The organism is Rhodoferax sp., from assembly GCF_037143375.1.
Taxonomy (GTDB): domain Bacteria; phylum Pseudomonadota; class Gammaproteobacteria; order Burkholderiales; family Burkholderiaceae_C; genus Rhodoferax.
Map to the genome: position 1 here is coordinate 24,667 of NZ_JBAWYV010000020.1, position 16,098 is coordinate 40,764.

At 59.1% G+C, this 16,098-nt stretch carries 17 protein-coding genes; 4 read left to right on the forward strand and 13 right to left on the reverse strand.

Annotated features, from left to right (window positions below; translation table 11 throughout):
- The first annotated feature begins 1 nt into the window (after window position 1).
- Window positions 2-1,066 carry a CDP-6-deoxy-delta-3,4-glucoseen reductase gene (locus WCG50_RS05305; RefSeq protein ID WP_336898532.1) on the forward strand — a complete coding sequence of 355 codons (1,065 nt, stop codon included), beginning with the start codon at window positions 2-4 and terminating at the stop codon, window positions 1,064-1,066.
- 73 nt (window positions 1,067-1,139) lie between these two features.
- Here the strand turns inward: WCG50_RS05305 and WCG50_RS05310 are convergent, their stop codons facing one another.
- The 5 genes from WCG50_RS05310 to xdhC form a co-directional block, all read right to left on the reverse strand.
- Entirely contained in the window at window positions 1,140-1,547 is a 408-nt protein-coding gene (locus WCG50_RS05310; protein ID WP_336898533.1) for a hypothetical protein, read from the reverse strand.
- A 93-nt stretch (window positions 1,548-1,640) separates the two neighbouring features.
- Window positions 1,641-2,414: a methylmalonyl-CoA decarboxylase gene (gene scpB / locus WCG50_RS05315; protein WP_336898534.1), complete on the reverse strand. Its 774-nt coding sequence runs from the start codon at window positions 2,412-2,414 to the stop codon at window positions 1,641-1,643.
- A 16-nt stretch (window positions 2,415-2,430) separates the two neighbouring features.
- Complete coding sequence (locus tag WCG50_RS05320) at window positions 2,431-3,288, reverse strand: SHOCT domain-containing protein (RefSeq protein ID WP_336898535.1); 858 nt, start codon at window positions 3,286-3,288, stop codon at window positions 2,431-2,433.
- Window positions 3,289-3,471: 183 nt separating this feature from the next.
- Window positions 3,472-4,710, reverse strand: coding sequence for a urate hydroxylase PuuD (locus WCG50_RS05325; protein WP_336898536.1), 1,239 nt, complete (start codon window positions 4,708-4,710; stop codon window positions 3,472-3,474).
- 29 nt (window positions 4,711-4,739) lie between these two features.
- Window positions 4,740-5,549, reverse strand: coding sequence for a xanthine dehydrogenase accessory protein XdhC (gene xdhC, locus WCG50_RS05330; RefSeq protein WP_336898537.1), 810 nt, complete (start codon window positions 5,547-5,549; stop codon window positions 4,740-4,742).
- 124 nt (window positions 5,550-5,673) lie between these two features.
- On the opposite strand from xdhC, the gene WCG50_RS05335 reads away from it, so the two are divergent.
- The gene (locus WCG50_RS05335; protein WP_336898538.1) at window positions 5,674-6,192 is read left to right on the forward strand and encodes a hypothetical protein; all 519 of its coding nucleotides are present in this window, start codon (window positions 5,674-5,676) and stop codon (window positions 6,190-6,192) included.
- 31 nt (window positions 6,193-6,223) lie between these two features.
- On the opposite strand, the gene WCG50_RS05340 is transcribed toward WCG50_RS05335, so the two are convergent.
- From WCG50_RS05340 to uraH, 8 genes are all read right to left on the reverse strand, one after another.
- Window positions 6,224-7,459 carry an FAD-dependent oxidoreductase gene (locus tag WCG50_RS05340; protein ID WP_336898539.1) on the reverse strand — a complete coding sequence of 412 codons (1,236 nt, stop codon included), beginning with the start codon at window positions 7,457-7,459 and terminating at the stop codon, window positions 6,224-6,226.
- Window positions 7,460-7,859: 400 nt separating this feature from the next.
- The gene (hypE, locus tag WCG50_RS05345) at window positions 7,860-8,921 is read right to left on the reverse strand and encodes a hydrogenase expression/formation protein HypE (RefSeq protein ID WP_336898540.1); all 1,062 of its coding nucleotides are present in this window, start codon (window positions 8,919-8,921) and stop codon (window positions 7,860-7,862) included.
- A complete protein-coding gene (hypD, locus tag WCG50_RS05350) occupies window positions 8,918-10,057 on the reverse strand; it encodes a hydrogenase formation protein HypD (RefSeq protein ID WP_336898541.1) in 1,140 nt (379 codons plus the stop codon). The genes hypE and hypD overlap by 4 nt, the downstream gene beginning before the upstream one ends.
- Entirely contained in the window at window positions 10,054-10,290 is a 237-nt protein-coding gene (locus tag WCG50_RS05355) for a HypC/HybG/HupF family hydrogenase formation chaperone (RefSeq protein WP_336898542.1), read from the reverse strand. The genes hypD and WCG50_RS05355 overlap by 4 nt, the downstream gene beginning before the upstream one ends.
- Window positions 10,281-11,435, reverse strand: a complete 1,155-nt coding sequence (locus WCG50_RS05360) for a carbamoyltransferase HypF (protein WP_336898543.1) — start codon at window positions 11,433-11,435, stop codon at window positions 10,281-10,283. The genes WCG50_RS05355 and WCG50_RS05360 overlap by 10 nt, the downstream gene beginning before the upstream one ends.
- A gap of 3 nt (window positions 11,436-11,438) precedes the next feature.
- Window positions 11,439-12,332 carry a hydrogenase nickel incorporation protein HypB gene (gene hypB, locus WCG50_RS05365; RefSeq protein WP_336898544.1) on the reverse strand — a complete coding sequence of 298 codons (894 nt, stop codon included), beginning with the start codon at window positions 12,330-12,332 and terminating at the stop codon, window positions 11,439-11,441.
- A 30-nt stretch (window positions 12,333-12,362) separates the two neighbouring features.
- Window positions 12,363-12,704, reverse strand: a complete 342-nt coding sequence (gene hypA, locus WCG50_RS05370) for a hydrogenase maturation nickel metallochaperone HypA (RefSeq protein ID WP_336898545.1) — start codon at window positions 12,702-12,704, stop codon at window positions 12,363-12,365.
- Between the two features lie 10 nt (window positions 12,705-12,714).
- Window positions 12,715-13,068 (reverse strand): hydroxyisourate hydrolase, encoded by a 354-nt coding sequence (gene uraH / locus WCG50_RS05375; RefSeq protein WP_336898546.1) that lies wholly within the window; start codon window positions 13,066-13,068, stop codon window positions 12,715-12,717.
- A gap of 120 nt (window positions 13,069-13,188) precedes the next feature.
- On the opposite strand from uraH, the gene puuE reads away from it, so the two are divergent.
- Window positions 13,189-14,157 (forward strand): allantoinase PuuE, encoded by a 969-nt coding sequence (puuE, locus tag WCG50_RS05380; protein WP_336898547.1) that lies wholly within the window; start codon window positions 13,189-13,191, stop codon window positions 14,155-14,157.
- A 4-nt stretch (window positions 14,158-14,161) separates the two neighbouring features.
- The gene (uraD, locus tag WCG50_RS05385; protein ID WP_336898548.1) at window positions 14,162-15,979 is read left to right on the forward strand and encodes a 2-oxo-4-hydroxy-4-carboxy-5-ureidoimidazoline decarboxylase; all 1,818 of its coding nucleotides are present in this window, start codon (window positions 14,162-14,164) and stop codon (window positions 15,977-15,979) included.
- Window positions 15,980-16,098: the final 119 nt, after the last annotated feature.

Here is a 16,098-nt window from a genome sequence, read left to right on the forward strand (position 1 = left end):
CATGACGCGCACCGAAACCGGGCCCAACAATTTCCAGATCACCGTTCAGCCCAGCGGTCGCACCTTTAGCAGCACCCCCGAAGAAACCATTTTGGGAGCAGGCATTCGTCAGGGCATCGGCATGCCCTATGGCTGCAAAGATGGCGCCTGCGGCTCCTGCAAGTGCAAGAAACTTGAAGGCAGCGTGACGCATGGTCCGCACCAGGACAAAGCCCTCAGCCACGAAGAAGAAGCCAACGGCTTTGTCCTGACCTGCTGCGCCACCGCCCACAGCGATGTGGTGCTGGAGTCGCGTCAGGTGACGCAGGAAGGCGCCTTTCCGATCAAGAAAATGCCGACGCGCGTGAGCCTGATGGAAATGAAATCAGACGACGTGATGCTGCTCAAACTGCAACTGCCTGCCAACGACAACTTCACTTACCACGCGGGCCAGTATGTGGAATTCATGCTGCGGGATGGTTCGCGGCGCAGTTATTCCATGGCCAACGCGCCCCACATGCTGGCCGGGGGTCTGGAACTGCACATTCGCCACATGCCGGGCGGCAAATTCACCGACCAAGTGTTCGGCACCATGAAGGAGAAAGAAATCCTGCGCATCGAAGGCCCGTTTGGCAGCTTTTTCCTGCGCGAAGACAGTAGCAAACCGATCATTTTTCTGGCCTCGGGCACTGGCTTTGCGCCGATCAAGGCCATCATCGAACACCTGCAGCACAAAGGCATCACACGCCCCGCCACGCTGTACTGGGGTGGTCGTCGCCCGGCTGACTTGTACATGGATGCGTGGGTCAAGGCCAAACTATTGGAGATGCCCCACCTGAGTTATGTGCCCGTCGTGTCTGACGCCTTGCCGGAAGACGCCTGGGCCGGCCGCACCGGGTTTGTTCACCAGGCGGTTTTACAAGACCTGCCCGATTTGTCGGCGTACCAGGTTTACGCCTGCGGCGCGCCGATTGTGGTGGACTCGGCCAAGGCCGATTACACGCAAGCCGGGCTGCCCGAGGAAGAGTTTTTTGCCGATGCCTTCGTCACTGAAGCCGACAAGGCCCGGGAACTGGCAGCAGCCTGACCGATAAATCAACGCCCAAAAAAAAGGCCACCACGCGCTTTACGCGGTGGTGGCCTTTTTTGGTTTATCAGGTTTACTTGGCGGGTGCCGCAACCTGCTTGTCATGTTTTTGCTTGTAAATCGCCTTGCTGTCACGGTTGGCTTCGCGCTGCAATTTCTTGCGCTCTTGCGGTGTGACTTTGCCATCGGCCTTGGCCAGCAGCTTGTCAGCTTGCAGCTTTGCCTCGCGTTTTTCCAGACGCATCGTCTCTTTTTTATTCAACTGGCCTGAGGCAACGCCTTGCTCGATGCGCTTTTCCTGGTTGGCCTGGCGCTGATCAAGGCCGGGCGTTGCAGTCGCGTTCCTGGTGGTTTGAACGGCTGGAACAGCTGGTGCCGGTGCGGGTGTTGTTTGGGCAAAAGCAGCGCCGCTGGCAGCAAGAACCAGTGCGGTCATCAGAGTCTGAATCTTCATATTTAATTCCTTGGTGGATGGCGTCATGGAGAAAATCTCCATGTGAATGCAACGCGCACCCAACTCAGGCGGGCTGACAAACCATTGGTAAAGACTTGTAAACGAGGGTCGAAACCGTGCTCACTTTCCCTGAAAAACTGGCTTGCGTTTTTCCTTGAAAGCCAGCTTGCCTTCTTCGTAGTCATGGCTGTTGTAGACCACCCTGCGCAGCCCCTGAATACGCTCGAAACTTTGTGGCGACATGGCATGGGCGCCGGCCAGAATGCGCAGTTGCTCCTTCATCACCGAGATCGACAAGGGCGCATTCTCGGCAATGTTGCGGGCCATGGCATAGGTGTAGTCTTCCAGGTTATCGACCGGGATCACATGGTTGATGATGCCCATGCGCTCCAACCGGTCGGCCGGCATGGGTTGCGCGGTGAACAGCATTTCTTTGGCAATGTGGATGTGCGCTGCATTCAAAAAAGTCAACAACCCTGTCACGTTGTAGGGCACGTTGAGCTTGGCCGGCGTGGCCGCAAAGGTAGCATCAGGCGTGGCGATGATGATGTCGCAGGCCAGCACGGTCTCGCAAGCGCCGCCCCAGACACTGCCCTCAATCATGGCGATGATCGGGCCTGAAAAATTTTCAATCTCCCGAATCAGTTGCCGCAGCGGATCGCGCCAGCCCAAGGGATCCTGCCCGCCTACCGGCAGTTCAGACACATCATGACCGGCTGACCAGACCTTGGCACCCGATGCTGCACGCAACACAACACAGCGTACCGCGTGGCGTGTGAAAACGGAAAGCGCTTCGATCACCTGGTCGACCAGACGCTCCGAGAGCACGTTGCGCTTGGCATCGTTGTTGAGGGTGATGGTACCAATGGCACCTTCAATCTGGATTGTGATCATGACGCTACCTCTGGGGTTAAAGACGGCTTAGAAGTTCTGCTTTTTTAGCCAGGAATTCCTGCTCCGTCAAAATGCCACGCGACTGCAGGGTCGCGAGTTTTTCAATGCTGGTGAAGATATCGCCGTCGTCGCCGGGGTTGGCAGCCGCATTGTTCATGGGCGGGTTGTAGGCCGGTTGGTTGTTGGCGTAGCTCGGTGCCACCGGGGCGGGCGCCATCCGAGGTGCAGGGGCCACGCCATTGATCGTCACCACCGGCAACTGGTTCAAATCCACGTAGCCGTACTGGCTGGTGAAACTGACGGCGCTGCCGCTTTGCTGGGACACGCCGCCAATCTGGTGGTCCAGGGTGTCATACACGATGACTTGTCCGTTGGTCTCGACGGCGAGACGGCGAGCTTGCGAGAACCAGGCGTAACGCATGCCGTTTTGGCCACCCGAACTATTGGGGAAACGCAAATCAGGGCCCCACCAGTCTGGCGGCGGTGGCATAAACATATTGTTGCCATTGTTGGTGTCGCCTGACGAGCTGTTGCTGCCGCCCCAGGCGTTGACCTGGGTGCTGCCGTTTTGGCTCTGGCTCTGAAAACTGCCGGTACGAACCAGACCGGACTGGTTGCTGATGAGGCGCGCCAGTTCGGCGCACAGGTTGTCCACGCGGCCTTTGAGGTAGTTGTTGAACATGTCGCCGATCATGGTCATGCCGCCTTGCATCCACTGGCCTGAGCCACCGAATTCGGGGTGGCTGAACTGGGCCATGCTGCCATTGCCGTTGATGACAGAGCCCAGCATGGACAGCACAGCGTCAAAACTGAACCCATGGCGCTGGGCCACGTCTTGGATGGCCTGCTGGCCGGCGGATGAGAGTTGAAGCATTTTGTGTGGGGAAGTAAAGGGAAGTTTGAAGCGGAAAAATCAGACCTCAGGAAGCAGCATCTGATCAGGCCGTGCCCATGGTGCCATTGAAATATGACACCTGAGCTATGCAGGAATTATGCCCGACCACCGGTTTGGCAATACCCTGGTCCGGTTGAAATTTTCGATTGATTGGGCTGGCGCTTAGTCCACCTTGGCGCCAGCCTCAAACCACTGTTTGATGAACTGACGTTCCACCTCGCTGATGCCGGTGGCGTTGTTCATGGGCATGATGCGCGTCACCACCACTTGCTGGTAGATGTTTTGCGCATGCAGCTTGACGTTTTCCGGCGAATCAAGGCGCACGTTCTTCATTTGCACCTGCGGGCCGTGGCACAAGTAGCAGCGCTGAGACAGCATGCTTTGCAATACTTTATAGCCATTTTGACCTCTAGCCCCCGTGTCACCTGCGCTAGCAGCTACTGAATCGATAGCACCACCAGCATTCACGACCGGCACAGGTCGCAGCCAGACGATCACCGCCACAATCGCGGCCACCCCTACCAGCGCATACGGCAGCGGATGGGCATTGCGCCCCAGTTTGTAGCCATGACGCAGCACAAAAAACTGCCGGATGGCGGCCCCGGCGAACATCATCAAGATCAGCACAAGCCAGTTTTGTGGGTGCGTATAGGTAAAGCTGTAATGGCCACTGAGCATGGCAAACAGCACCGGCAAGGTGAAATAGGTGTTGTGCACACTGCGCTGCTTGCCGCGCTTGCCGTGCATCGGGTCCACCGGCGCGCCCGCCTTGATAGCGGCCACCACTTTGCGCTGCCCCGGAATGATCCAGAAAAAGACGCTGGCGCTCATGGTGGTGGCCAGCATGGCCCCCACCAACAAGAAAGCCGCCCGCCCCGCAAACCAGTGGCAGGCCAGCCAGGAAGCAAGGCACACCAGGCCAAAGACCAGCGCACCGACGATGGCGTCGCCATTTTTGCGCTGCCCAAACACGCGGCAAATGCCGTCGTACAGCAGCCAGAACACCACCAAAAAGGACAAGGCAACGGCAATTGCCATCGTGGGCGCCCAGTCCATCAAAGATTTATCGATCAGGTAGGTGCTGGCGCTCCACAGGTAAGACACCGTGAACAGCGAGAAACCCGACAACCAGGTGCTGTAACTCTCCCAAAAGAACCAGTGCAGGTGCGCGGGCAACTTGGGCGGCGCCACATTGAACTTGACCGGGTGGTAAAAACCGCCGCCGTGTACCGCCCACAACTCGCCGCTGACACCCTGCTTTTTGAGGTCATCATCGACCGGCGGCGTCAGGCTGCTGTCCAGAAAAACAAAATAGAACGACGACCCGATCCAGGCGATGGCGGTGATGACATGCACCCAGCGCAGCAGCAGGTTGGCCCAGTCGAGGTAATAGCTTTCCATGCATCGTGTCCTTATTGGTGCGGGCTACTTTAGCCGCAAGTTGGCAATGATTGCAATATTTGTGCCGCCACGGCCACTGCAATCACCTCAGGTTCTTTGCCAAAAATACCCGGCACCCCGATGGGGCAAGTGACCTGCGCCAGCTCAGTGGGTGAAAACCCCCGTGCTTCAAGCCGGTGCCTGAACGTGGCCCACTTTGTTTTGCTGCCAATCAAGCCGATAAACGGCAAATCGGCCCTCGAGCGTTGACGGGTCAGGCAAGCGGCCACCACTTCTAGGTCTTCAGCGTGGCTGAAGCTCATGATGAGCACGCGAGAGTCCGGTTCCAAATCCGTCACGGCGGCCTGCACCGGATCGGAGTGTTCGCACGTCACACGAGTGGACACCTGTTCGGGGAAAATTTCATCGCGGCTGTCAATCCAGGTCACTTTCACGGGCAAATGACCCAGTACACGCACCAAAGCATGACCAACATGGCCGCCGCCAAACAAGGCCACCGGAGTCAGTTCCGGCTGCAATCGCCGTTGCAGTGCGGCGCGGTCGTCCGCACCCACCGCCTCAAACTGCAATTGCACCTCGCCGCCGCAGCACTGCCCCAAAGTGGGGCCAAGGGCATAAGCCAATACCGGCTCCCCACCGCCACCCAACAGGCGTTTTCGGGCCTCGCCCAGCGCTTGAAATTCAAGGTGACCACCGCCCACCGTGCCCTCAAATCCTTCGGCAAAAACCGCCATCCACGCACCTTTTTCGCGGGGCACTGAGCCGCGTGATGCATGCACCATGACCAATATGGCGGGTTCATGCTTGAGCCGCGTCAGGAAGTTAACGAGTGAAGTCACAAACCATTACCTTTTCATGTCTAATCTTGCCCACAGCGCATCGAATTTCGGGCACAGTATGCACTTGAGTTTTAACCCATGCGCTGACGACCCAGCCCTTATTTGCCAGACTGCGAGACACCCCATGAAACCACAAGCCCTCCACAGTCGCACGCTACTGGCCGCCCTCGCTGCGGGTATCGCCGCCATCATGGCCGCTTGTTCCTCGCCGCCGCAAGCCCCGAAACCGACGCCGGCACCTATGCCCACTGCACCGCCGGTTGTGATCAAACCCGCTGAGCCTGCCCCGCTGGCCAGCAATGCGTCTCGGGCCACCACGCCGAAGGCTTACCGCCACGATGCAGCCACCCATCTTTACGGACAAAACGCGAATCGAATCTACAAAGGAAAAATGCCGCCGCTGCTCTACGCCATTGGCGTGCTGGAGGTCGAAGTGGATGGTCAGGGCCGAGTCACCAGCACCCACTGGATGCGCTCACCCAGCCATGCCCCGGAAGTGGTGGACGAAATTGAGCGCACGGTGCGCATGGCAGCGCCCTACCCGGCACCGGTGCGCATGGGCCGCGTCACCTATACCGACACTTGGCTGTGGCACAAAAGCGGCCTCTTCCAGCTGGATACGCTAACCGAAGGACAGCTTTAATTTCAAGGGAACCGTGCCTGCGTAACTTTCATTAGCCGCGGTTCAGATCAACCTGTGCGTCCATAACCAAATGTGGATTCTTCATCAATTGGTCTTTCCAGCCGCCAAGGTGGCGGCGCGACTGAATCAGGCCACGAATCGCGCCCACATGCTGCGGGTGACCAATCGTGATGGCGCCAATCAATAGATCTGAATCAAAGCAAAGGCGGGTGTAAATAAAGTTGGCTTCATCCACCACTTCGGTACTCTCTCCCCCGGCGATGCCCTGCCACCGACCGAAGGTGTGCGAAATAAGGCCAACGGAGTCCAACACATTCATGCTGAGGCTGCCAATGTAGGCCACGTCCTTTCCGGCCATATTCAGCGCCGCGATACGTCCGTGCTCGGTGGCAGTAGGCTGCAAGGCGTGCACCGCCCACTCGCCGGTGGAGAAATCACGCCCTTGCGCGACATCGCCAGCCGCGTAGATGCATGGAACCGTGGTCCGCATGTGCGCATCAATGACGACACCGTTACGGATCTCAACACCGGTATTCTCGAGGAATGACACGTTCGGATGCACCCCGGTTGCCAGGATGATGAGATCAGCATCGATCGAGCCATTGTCCATGACCAACTTTGGACCGGGTTCGATACGAAGAACACGGCCGGTGGTGATGACTTTCACCCCACGGCCCTCCAACCAGCGCTGCAGCATGCTACTGCCGACCGGTGTCATCATGGAACGCAGAATTTGCCCGGAGCGACCTGCCACAACAGAAAGCTGGACGCCTCTGCTCACCAATGCCTTCATGCATACCCCAGCAACAAAGCCCGCGCCCAACATCACAACGCGCGCCCCGGGCACCAGCTTGGGCGCAATCTTATGAGCGTCGTCCAGAGTCCAGCAGGTCACGACACCCGGCAAATCGGTGCCAGGCAGGGTGGGCAGCGAGGGCGAGGAACCTGTTGCAACAAGTAGCCTGTCGTACACAAGTTGGGTACCGTCCTCCAAATCGACCTGCCCACCGTCAGGCCGGGTGTGAACTTGAAGCGCCTTGCAATTGAGATAGCGAATACCAAGCTCTTCAAAGTGGTGGTGCGAGCGGCGTTGACGGGCACCATCGTCGTCGATAGTACCGTTCAGGATGTAGGGTATGACCATACGTGAGTAGGGCTCACCCGGCTCGCCACTGACAAGTGTGATGTTTGCATCAGCATTTGTTTCACGCAGAGTTTCAGCAGCCCTCACACCCGCAGAACCAGCGCCAATAATGACAAATTTCATGGTCATTCTCCTTCATGTGTATCCGTTTAAATGCACCCAAGGGATTTACTGCCAAGTTGAAATCTTCGTACCTTTCGACCAGCGGAGGCAGCATTTGCACCACTGCGCGATTGACCGGTTCAAGCGCAAACATACGGACGGAAAACCGTCCTTCCAGGGTTTAAAGCCGGGTCATGGTTTCAAAATTGGTTTACGGTAGATTCCGCTTAACGAAACCAATATAGGCTTCGTATGCAAGAAATCCTTGACCACGCTCAAGGAAACTGACGCACCATCGCGATTTTTTGCTTGGTTATTTATGGGTCAATGGCTGGAATTCGCCGATGGCCTGGAGCATGAAGATCATTGAACGACTGCAATGATGCAAATCGTAGTTCGGGCGATCAGCGAAAAGCGACTATCAGCAGATGCGCGGCAATTGCTCGCCTGACAGCCAATCCACCACGCGGCGGCCACCAAAGCGGGTGTTCATTTGCACAAAACAATGGGCATCCTGGGTGACCACCCCTATGCGTTGGGCCGCGTGACCGAGTGGGTGAGCGCGCATCGCCGCCAGCAAGGTCTCGGCCACCTCTGGCGCACACAGCGCAATCAGTTTTCCTTCGTTAGCGACATACAAGGGGTCCAGCCCCAACAACTCACACGCGGCTTGAACTTGGGGCAGCACCGGAATGGCGGCTTCATCAATCATCATGCCGACCTGCGACTGTCCTGCAATCTCATTGAGCGTGGTAGCCAGGCCACCCCGCGTGGGATCGCGCAAAACGTGTAGCGCCGTCGGGTCTGGCAAGGCAGCCAACATGGCTTGCACCAGCGTGTGCAGGGCCGCCGTATCAGATTCAATCGCTGTCTCGAATTCAAGCGACTCCCGCAGGGACATCACGGCCACGCCGTGCTCCCCCACCGTGCCTGAGACCAAAATAACATCCCCCACCCGGGCCTGGCGTCCATCAATGCACAGCCCCTGCGCGACCACACCCACGCCCGTGGTGCTGATGAAAACACCGTCGCCCTTGCCGCGCTCCACCACCTTGGTGTCGCCGGTAACGATAGGGACGCCCGCCGCCGCCGCCGCCGCGGCCATTGATTCAACGATGCGTTTTAAATCTAAAAGAGGGAAGCCTTCTTCAAGGATGAAACTCGCTGCCAGATAAAGCGGCTGGGCGCCCGACATGGCGACATCGTTCACGGTGCCATGCACCGAGAGGCAGCCAATATCGCCGCCCGGAAAAAACAAGGGCGAAATCACATGGCCATCGGTCGCCATCACCAAGCGCCCTCCTAAAGGGAAAGGCAGCAAAGCGCCATCGTGCCCCTGGCGCAGGTACTCGTTGTCAAACGCGCGGGCAAACAACTCGTCGATCAGTTGGGCAGCGGCACGGCCACCCGCACCATGCGTCATGTCGATGTGCCCGTGCTTGAAGTCCAGCGGCCGAAGGTAGTTTTTTTTCACAGTTGTCATGCAGATACCACCGCGATGTCGCGAAAACGGCCATAGGAATAGTGGGCGGCGCAAGCCCCTTCGTTGGAGACCATGCACGACCCCATCGGGCTCTCCGGCGTGCAAACCGTGCCAAACAGTTTGCAATCGGCCGGGCGCTTGACGCCGCGCAAAATAGCGCCGCATTCACACTGCTTGTGATCAGGTACCGAACTGTAGTGCAGGTCAAACTTGCGCTCGGCATCCCAATCGGCATAGGCCGAGCGAATCTTCAAGGCACTGCAAGGCACCTCGCCCAAGCCACGCCACTCAAAGCTGTCGCGCAACTCAAAGACCTGCGACATCAGAGCCTGGGCAGTGAGATTACCTTCGCGTGTCACCACCCGCGAAAACTCGTTTTCCACCACCGCACGGCCCGCATTAACCTGGCGCACCAACATCAAAATTCCCTGCATCACATCCAGCGGCTCGAAACCGGTAATGACCACCGGCTTGCTGTAGGTCTCGGCGAAGTGCTCATAGGGCTGCGTGCCAATGATGATGCTGACATGGGCCGGGCCAATGAAGCCGTCGATAGGAATGGTGCCGTACTGGCGCGCCTCGGCCGCCTCCAGAATGTGGGTAATGGCCGCAGGCGTCAACACATGGCAGCACAACACGCTGAAATTTTTGACAGCGCGCGCCTGTGCGTCACGCAGAACCAATGCCGTCGGCGGTGTGGTGGTCTCAAAGCCGATGGCGAAAAATACCACTTCACGCGTCGGGTTTTGCTCTGCGAGATGGAGCGCATCGGCAGCCGAATAGACCATGCGAATATCGCCCCCCCGGGCTTTGGCCTTGATCAAAGACAAACCCTCTGAAGCCGGTACCCGCATGGTGTCGCCATAAGTGCACAGGATCACGCCGCGCGTCATGGCCAGTTGAATAGCCATGTCAATGCGGCCAATCGGCAGCACGCACACCGGGCAACCGGGTCCATGGATCATCTGCACGTTGGCCGGCAGCATATCGGTCAGGCCGTAACGCGAAATGGCATGCGTGTGGCCCCCGCAAAACTCCATGAAGTTGTAGGAGGTTCCCGGCCTGACTTCAGCGGCTATGTTGGCGGCAATATGGCGAGCACGGTCACCATCGCGAAACTCGTCGATGTATTTCATGGGGCAGCACCGGCCTGCGACTGCGCCAATTCGGCAAACAGCGCCAGTGTGATCTGTGCCTCTTCGGGGTCAATCTTGCCAATGGCATAGCCCACGTGAACGATCACATAGTCATCCAGTTGCGCCTCTGGCACCAGATCAATGCCGACTTCCTTGCGGACACCTGCCAGGTCGACCACGGCACGTAGTCCAGGAAGCAGTTCCACCACACGGGCGGGAATCGCTAGACACATAAGATTTCCTTGGTCGCGGGTTGTTCACCCGCACAATTTTTGAATGGTTGCGCGGCAACCCAGGCTTGCCCGAGGGCCAGACCGGCATCGCCGCATGAGATTGATCTGGCGCCCCAGACCTTCAGTCCCGCAGATTTCAACTGGGTCGTTAGTCGCTGAGTCAGGATGCGGTTAAAGAAGCAACCACCACCCAGCACCACATCGTGCAAAACCAGTTCCTGAGCCAACCGGATGGACTGGTTGGACAGCGCATCTGCCAGGGTCAAGTGGAACCGAGCAGCAGCTTCGTCCACGGCATCAGGATCACTCAAATTGACAGTAGCCAGCGTGGAAATCAACAACGGGCGTAAATCAATTTGACCTTCCGGCGTCACACACCAGTCTGCAGGCCGGACTTCCATCGGGTTAGCCTGCAGCCAACGACTGGCGGCTTGCTCCAAAGCGATCGCTGCCTGTGCCTCAAATGTCTGACGGACCGAGAGACCCAGCAAGCCTGCGGCCGCATCAAACCATCGTCCTGCCGCCGAACTGGTGGGGCAGTTAATAGCGCGCTGCAACATGGTCTGAATGGTCCGCGCCGCCTGCGCGCCAACCACGGGGCCGAAACGGGGCACGATCTGCGCGGTCAAACCGCAGGCGTGCAGGGCCGCCGCCGCCATGCGCCAGGGCTCGCGTGCGGCGACATCGCCACCGGCCAAGGCCAGAGGGAGCAAATGACCAACACGCTCAAAACCAGTATGCGTGACATGCAGTAACTCGCCGCCCCAGACTGCACCATCGCTGCCCAGCCCCACGCCATCCAGTGCGATGCCGAGTACCGGCTCGGTCAGCCCACGCTCGGCCATGACCGCAGCAATGTGGGCGTGATGGTGTTGCACGGCCATCGCCTCAACCCGAAACTCTTGTGCCAAGCGTTGCGCCAGATGGGTGCTGAAAAAGTCGGGGTGCAAGTCGTGGGCCACAGCGTCGATTTGCCCGCCGACCTGCGCCACCAGCGCCCGCGCAGCGTCTTCCAAAGCAACGCAGGCCCGGGGGTCCGACAGGTCGCCGTGTTCCGCAGACCAGAGCGGGGCGCCCGGGGAATCGGTATCCAGCAAGCAGGCCGTGTTTTTCAGAAATGCGCCGCAGGCCAGGATGCGTGCCATGGTCTAGGCTTGGGGGGGCGTTGACCCCGTCAGCAACCAATCGAGCCAGGCTTGCATCCCTTCGCCGCTGGTGGCGGAGAGTTCCAAAATGGTGATGTGGGGGTTGACCCGGCGCGCATAGTCCTTGCACCGAGCCACATCGAATGACACATGCGGCAGCAGGTCGATCTTGTTGAGAATCATCAGCTGAGCGGCCGCAAACATGTCGGGGTACTTGAGCGGCTTGTCTTCACCTTCAGTGACCGAGAGGATGACGACCTTGGCGTTCTCGCCCAGATCCCACATCGCTGGGCACACCAGATTGCCCACGTTTTCGATGAATAGCAACGTTGGAGCCGCAGGCGCGTGACTGTGACTGTGACCGTGGTGGTGTGGGAGACCCAGCGAGTGCGCAGGGTGGTGCTCATGCTCGTGGTGGTGTTGCGCTGCATGAAGATCCAGCCGTGCAAACCCTTGCGCCACCATCGGCGCGTCCAGATGACATCCCTTGCCAGTGTTGATCTGGATGGCGGGTGCGCCGGTGGCGCGAATGCGGTCAGCGTCAAAACTGGTTTGCTGATCGCCCTCAATCACGGCCACCGCCACGTCGGGTTGCTGTTTTCGCAACGCTTCAATGGTGGCGCAAAGCAGCGTGGTTTTGCCCGACCCGGGGCTTGACACCAGGTTGTAGGCGGCCACGCCATGCGCCGCAAAGTGAGCCCTGTTTTGTGCGGCTACCGCATTGTTGGCACCCAGCACATCGGTCTCCAGCTTGATGGCGCGCGCCTGGCTCATGCCAGGAACCGACACCCTGGCAGAGCCAACACCAAAATGCAGATCGCCCGTGGCGGGATGAACCACCAAGGCTTGATCTGACGGCGTGGCTCCGGGCGTGCTGCAACCGCATACGACACACATAACATCTTCCTTTACTGATTAACTGAATCGTCAAACGACCTGTAAGTCCATGATTCGCAATTCTGACCCACTCGTGACCTGCAATTGAAACCCAGCGCAGAGCGGGCAAGGGTCTATGCGGGATTGGATCTGCACGCTTTGGCTGCAATGGGGGCACCACGCCAAGGCGGCGGGCTCTTCAATTTCAATGATGGCATTTTCCAGACAGGTACCGGGCGCAATGGATTCCAGGGCGAAGCGCAGGGCTGAACTATCCACCCCGCTCAAAGCACCGGCTTCCAGACGCAGTTGCATGACACGCTTAAACGGGTCGCGCGCCCGGGTTTGCTCCAGCATCTGCAGAATGCCGCCAGCCAGACTGAGTTCATGCATCACGACGCCCTCAAGACCCCCGGTAGGTGGAATAGCTCCACGGGCTCACCAGCAAGGGCACATGGTAGTGCTGATCAATGTCGGCAATGCCGAAATCAAGACTTACTTTGCCCAGAAAATTAGGTTCAGGCAACAAAACACCCTTCTCCTTGAAGTAGTCCGCCACCCAAAATGTCAGACGATAAGTCCCCGTTTTCAGCTTGTCATTGACAATTAGCAATCCGTCGGGGTTTCGACCGTCGGGGTTGAGAATAAATTGTTTGACCAAACTCACCGTCTCACCCTCGGTCGTGTACAGCGCCACCTGCATGCCCGCAGCGGGTATGCCGTGCATGGTGTCCAAAACATGCGTACTCAAACCCATTTTGTTGTCCTTTAATGTGCGATTTGACAAGTTTATACAGCTTCAGTGGTACTAAGATGTCAGACCCCAAGGGCGAAAACCCTGCAAAACTCATGACACCGAAGGTCCTGGCCTGAATTTATGAACCACGACGACCGTACCGCACCTTACCCGCGCGACCTCATCGGCTACGGACCCCACCCGCCCCACGCCGCGTGGCCAGGCCAGGCGCGCATCGCGGTGCAGTTTGTCTTGAATTACGAAGAAGGCGGCGAAAACAGCACGCTGCACGGCGACGCCACTTCCGAGCAATTTTTGTCCGAGATGTTCAACCCGGCTGCTTTTACGGCGCGCCACCTGAGCATGGAAAGTATTTACGAATATGGCTCGCGCGCAGGCGTCTGGCGCCTGCTGCGTGAGTTTGAAAAACGCAACTTACCCCTGACCGTCTTTGGCGTGGGCATGGCCTTGCAGCGCCACCCTGATCTCACCAGCGCGTTCAAGGCGCTGGGGCATGAAATTGCCTGCCACGGCTGGCGCTGGATCAACTACCAGACCCTGGACGAAGCCACCGAGCGGGAACACATGCGCTTAGGCATGGAGGCCATCAGCCAGCTCTCCGGCGAGCGCGCCTTGGGCTGGTACACCGGGCGCGACAGCCCTAACACCCGACGTCTGGTGGCCGACTACGGCGGCTTCGAATACGACAGCGACTACTACGGCGACGACCTGCCGTTCTGGATGGAAGTTGCGAAGACCGATGGCAGCGTGGTGCCGCAACTCATCGTGCCTTACACGCTTGACACCAATGACATGCGCTTTGCGTCGGCCCAGGGTTTTGCCCAAGGCGATGATTTCTTCACCTACCTCAAAGACAGCTTTGACGTGCTCTACGACGAAGGCGATCCCGCCGGTCTGAACTCCCCCAAGATGCTCAGCGTGGGCATGCACTGCCGCTTGCTGGGCCGACCCGGGCGCTTGCGGGCACTACAAAGGTTTCTGGATTACGTGCAAAGCCACGCCCAGGTCTGGATTTGCCGCCGGGTGGACATTGCCCGGCACTGGCGGGCCACGCACCCGTACTTGCCAGCATCAACCGTCAAGAAATAAAACCATGGCATTGACCCTGCAACAACTCAACACCGCGCCGCTGCCTGAAGCGCTTGACCTGCTGGATGGCTTGTACGAGCACTCGCCGTGGATTGCCGAAGCGGCCCTGACCGAGCGCCCTTTTCGCTCCCTGGCCCATTTAAAACATGCGATGGTGAAGGCGCTGGAGGCCGCCGGACGTGAGCCGCAACTGGCCCTGATCCGCGCCCACCCGGAACTCGCGGGCAAGGCGATGGTCAGCCACACCCTCACGACCGAATCCAGTGCGGAACAGGGCCGCGCCGGGCTGACCCACTGCACGCCAGAAGAATTCGCCCGGATTCAGCAACTCAACGCCGACTACAACGCCAAATTCGGCTGGCCGTTCATTCTGGCGGTACGCGGACCGCGCGGCACCGGCCTGAGCAAACAGGACATCATCGCCACCTTCGAGCGTCGGCTGCAAGGCCACCCAAACTTCGAGTTGCCCGAGTGTTTGCGCCACATCCACCGCATTGTTGAAATGCGTTTGAACGACAAATTCGGGGTGACCCCCACGCTGGGCAACGAGGTGTGGGACTGGCATGAAGACCTGGCGCAGTTCAGCGATGTCGGCGACGCAGACCCGAAACAACTCACCGTCACCTACCTGACCGAGGCGCACCGGGCCTGCGCCGCCCGCTTGCGGGCGCAGATGCTCGATGACGGGTTTGATGAAGCCCACATTGACGCGGTCGGCAATGTCGTGGGGCACTATTATTCTGATAGCTGCTCGCGCAATGAAAACGGGGGCTACAACCCTAAAACATCTAAAACACTTCTCACCGGCAGCCATTTTGATACGGTGCGCAACGGTGGCAAGTACGACGGCCGCCTGGGTATTTTTGTGCCCATGGCATGCGTCGGCGAACTGGCCCGCCAAGGCAAACGCCTGCCCTTCCATCTGGAAGTGATCGCGTTCGCCGAGGAAGAAGGCCAGCGATTCAAGGCCACGTTCCTGAGTTCAAGCGCCCTCACTGGTCATTTCGACCCCCAGTGGCTGGACCAGCAAGACGCCGACGGCATCACGATGCGCGACGCCATGGCACAGGCCGGACTCAACCCGCAAGACATCGCACAACTGAAGCGCAAGCCCGCCGACTACCTGGGCTTTGTCGAAGTTCACATTGAACAAGGCCCGGTGCTCAATGAGTTGAACTTGCCCCTGGGCGTGGTGACCTCCATCAACGGCAGCGTGCGCTACGCCGTGGAGATCACCGGCACCGCCTGCCACGCCGGCACCACCCCGATGGACCGGCGCCAGGACGCCGCTGCTACCGCCGCTGAAATGCTGCTGGCGGCCGAAAAACGTGCGGCCCAGGACGGCGACTCGGTCGCCACCGTGGGTCAACTCGACGTGCCCAACGGGTCCATCAATGTGGTGCCCGGGCGCTGCCGGTTCACGCTGGACATGCGGGCGCCCACCGATGCCCAACGAGATGCCATGGCACACGACGTGTTGGCGGCGCTGGCCCAGATTGGCGAGCGCCGACAAGTGCACTACGTTATTGAAGAAACCATGCGCGCGGCCGCCGCGCCGAGCGACCCAACGTGGCAAGCGCGCTGGGAAGCGGCCGTGACCGCCCTCGGTATTCCCTTGCACCAACTGCCCAGCGGCGCCGGCCACGACGCCATGAAACTTCATGAAATCATGCCGCAAGCCATGCTCTTTGTGCGCGGACAAAACGCCGGCATCAGCCACAACCCGCTGGAGTCCACCACCAGCGACGACATGCAACTGGCGGTCGACGCCTTCTCCCAGCTGCTGGCCCAACTGGCCCGCGACCTTCAACCGGCTGTTTGATCCCCCTTGAAAGCTTCACCCATGACGACCTACGACCAACTTGACGCCTGGATTGACGCGCACTTTGACGAGCAAGTCGCGTTCCTGCAAGCGCTGATCCAGGTGCCCACCGACACGCC

Bases quoted from the DNA above. Each gene is read 5' to 3' on its own strand.
- hypB (WP_336898544.1), bottom strand. From the start codon at position 12,332: ATGTGTGTCGTATGCGGTTGCAGCACGCCCGGAGCCACGCCGTCAGAT.
- uraH (WP_336898546.1), bottom strand. From the start codon at position 13,068: ATGGGTTTGAGTACGCATGTTTTGGACACCATGCACGGCATACCCGCT.
- WCG50_RS05325 (WP_336898536.1), bottom strand. From the start codon at position 4,710: ATGGAAAGCTATTACCTCGACTGGGCCAACCTGCTGCTGCGCTGGGTG.
- hypD (WP_336898541.1), bottom strand. From the start codon at position 10,057: ATGAAATACATCGACGAGTTTCGCGATGGTGACCGTGCTCGCCATATT.
- puuE (WP_336898547.1), top strand. From the start codon at position 13,189: ATGAACCACGACGACCGTACCGCACCTTACCCGCGCGACCTCATCGGC.
- WCG50_RS05335 (WP_336898538.1), top strand. From the start codon at position 5,674: ATGAAACCACAAGCCCTCCACAGTCGCACGCTACTGGCCGCCCTCGCT.
- WCG50_RS05320 (WP_336898535.1), bottom strand. From the start codon at position 3,288: ATGCTTCAACTCTCATCCGCCGGCCAGCAGGCCATCCAAGACGTGGCC.
- uraD (WP_336898548.1), top strand. From the start codon at position 14,162: ATGGCATTGACCCTGCAACAACTCAACACCGCGCCGCTGCCTGAAGCG.
- WCG50_RS05355 (WP_336898542.1), bottom strand. From the start codon at position 10,290: ATGTGTCTAGCGATTCCCGCCCGTGTGGTGGAACTGCTTCCTGGACTA.
- WCG50_RS05305 (WP_336898532.1), top strand. From the start codon at position 2: ATGACGCGCACCGAAACCGGGCCCAACAATTTCCAGATCACCGTTCAG.
- hypA (WP_336898545.1), bottom strand. From the start codon at position 12,704: ATGCATGAACTCAGTCTGGCTGGCGGCATTCTGCAGATGCTGGAGCAA.
- WCG50_RS05340 (WP_336898539.1), bottom strand. From the start codon at position 7,459: ATGAAATTTGTCATTATTGGCGCTGGTTCTGCGGGTGTGAGGGCTGCT.
- scpB (WP_336898534.1), bottom strand. From the start codon at position 2,414: ATGATCACAATCCAGATTGAAGGTGCCATTGGTACCATCACCCTCAAC.
- hypE (WP_336898540.1), bottom strand. From the start codon at position 8,921: ATGACAACTGTGAAAAAAAACTACCTTCGGCCGCTGGACTTCAAGCAC.
- WCG50_RS05360 (WP_336898543.1), bottom strand. From the start codon at position 11,435: ATGGCACGCATCCTGGCCTGCGGCGCATTTCTGAAAAACACGGCCTGC.
- WCG50_RS05310 (WP_336898533.1), bottom strand. From the start codon at position 1,547: ATGACGCCATCCACCAAGGAATTAAATATGAAGATTCAGACTCTGATG.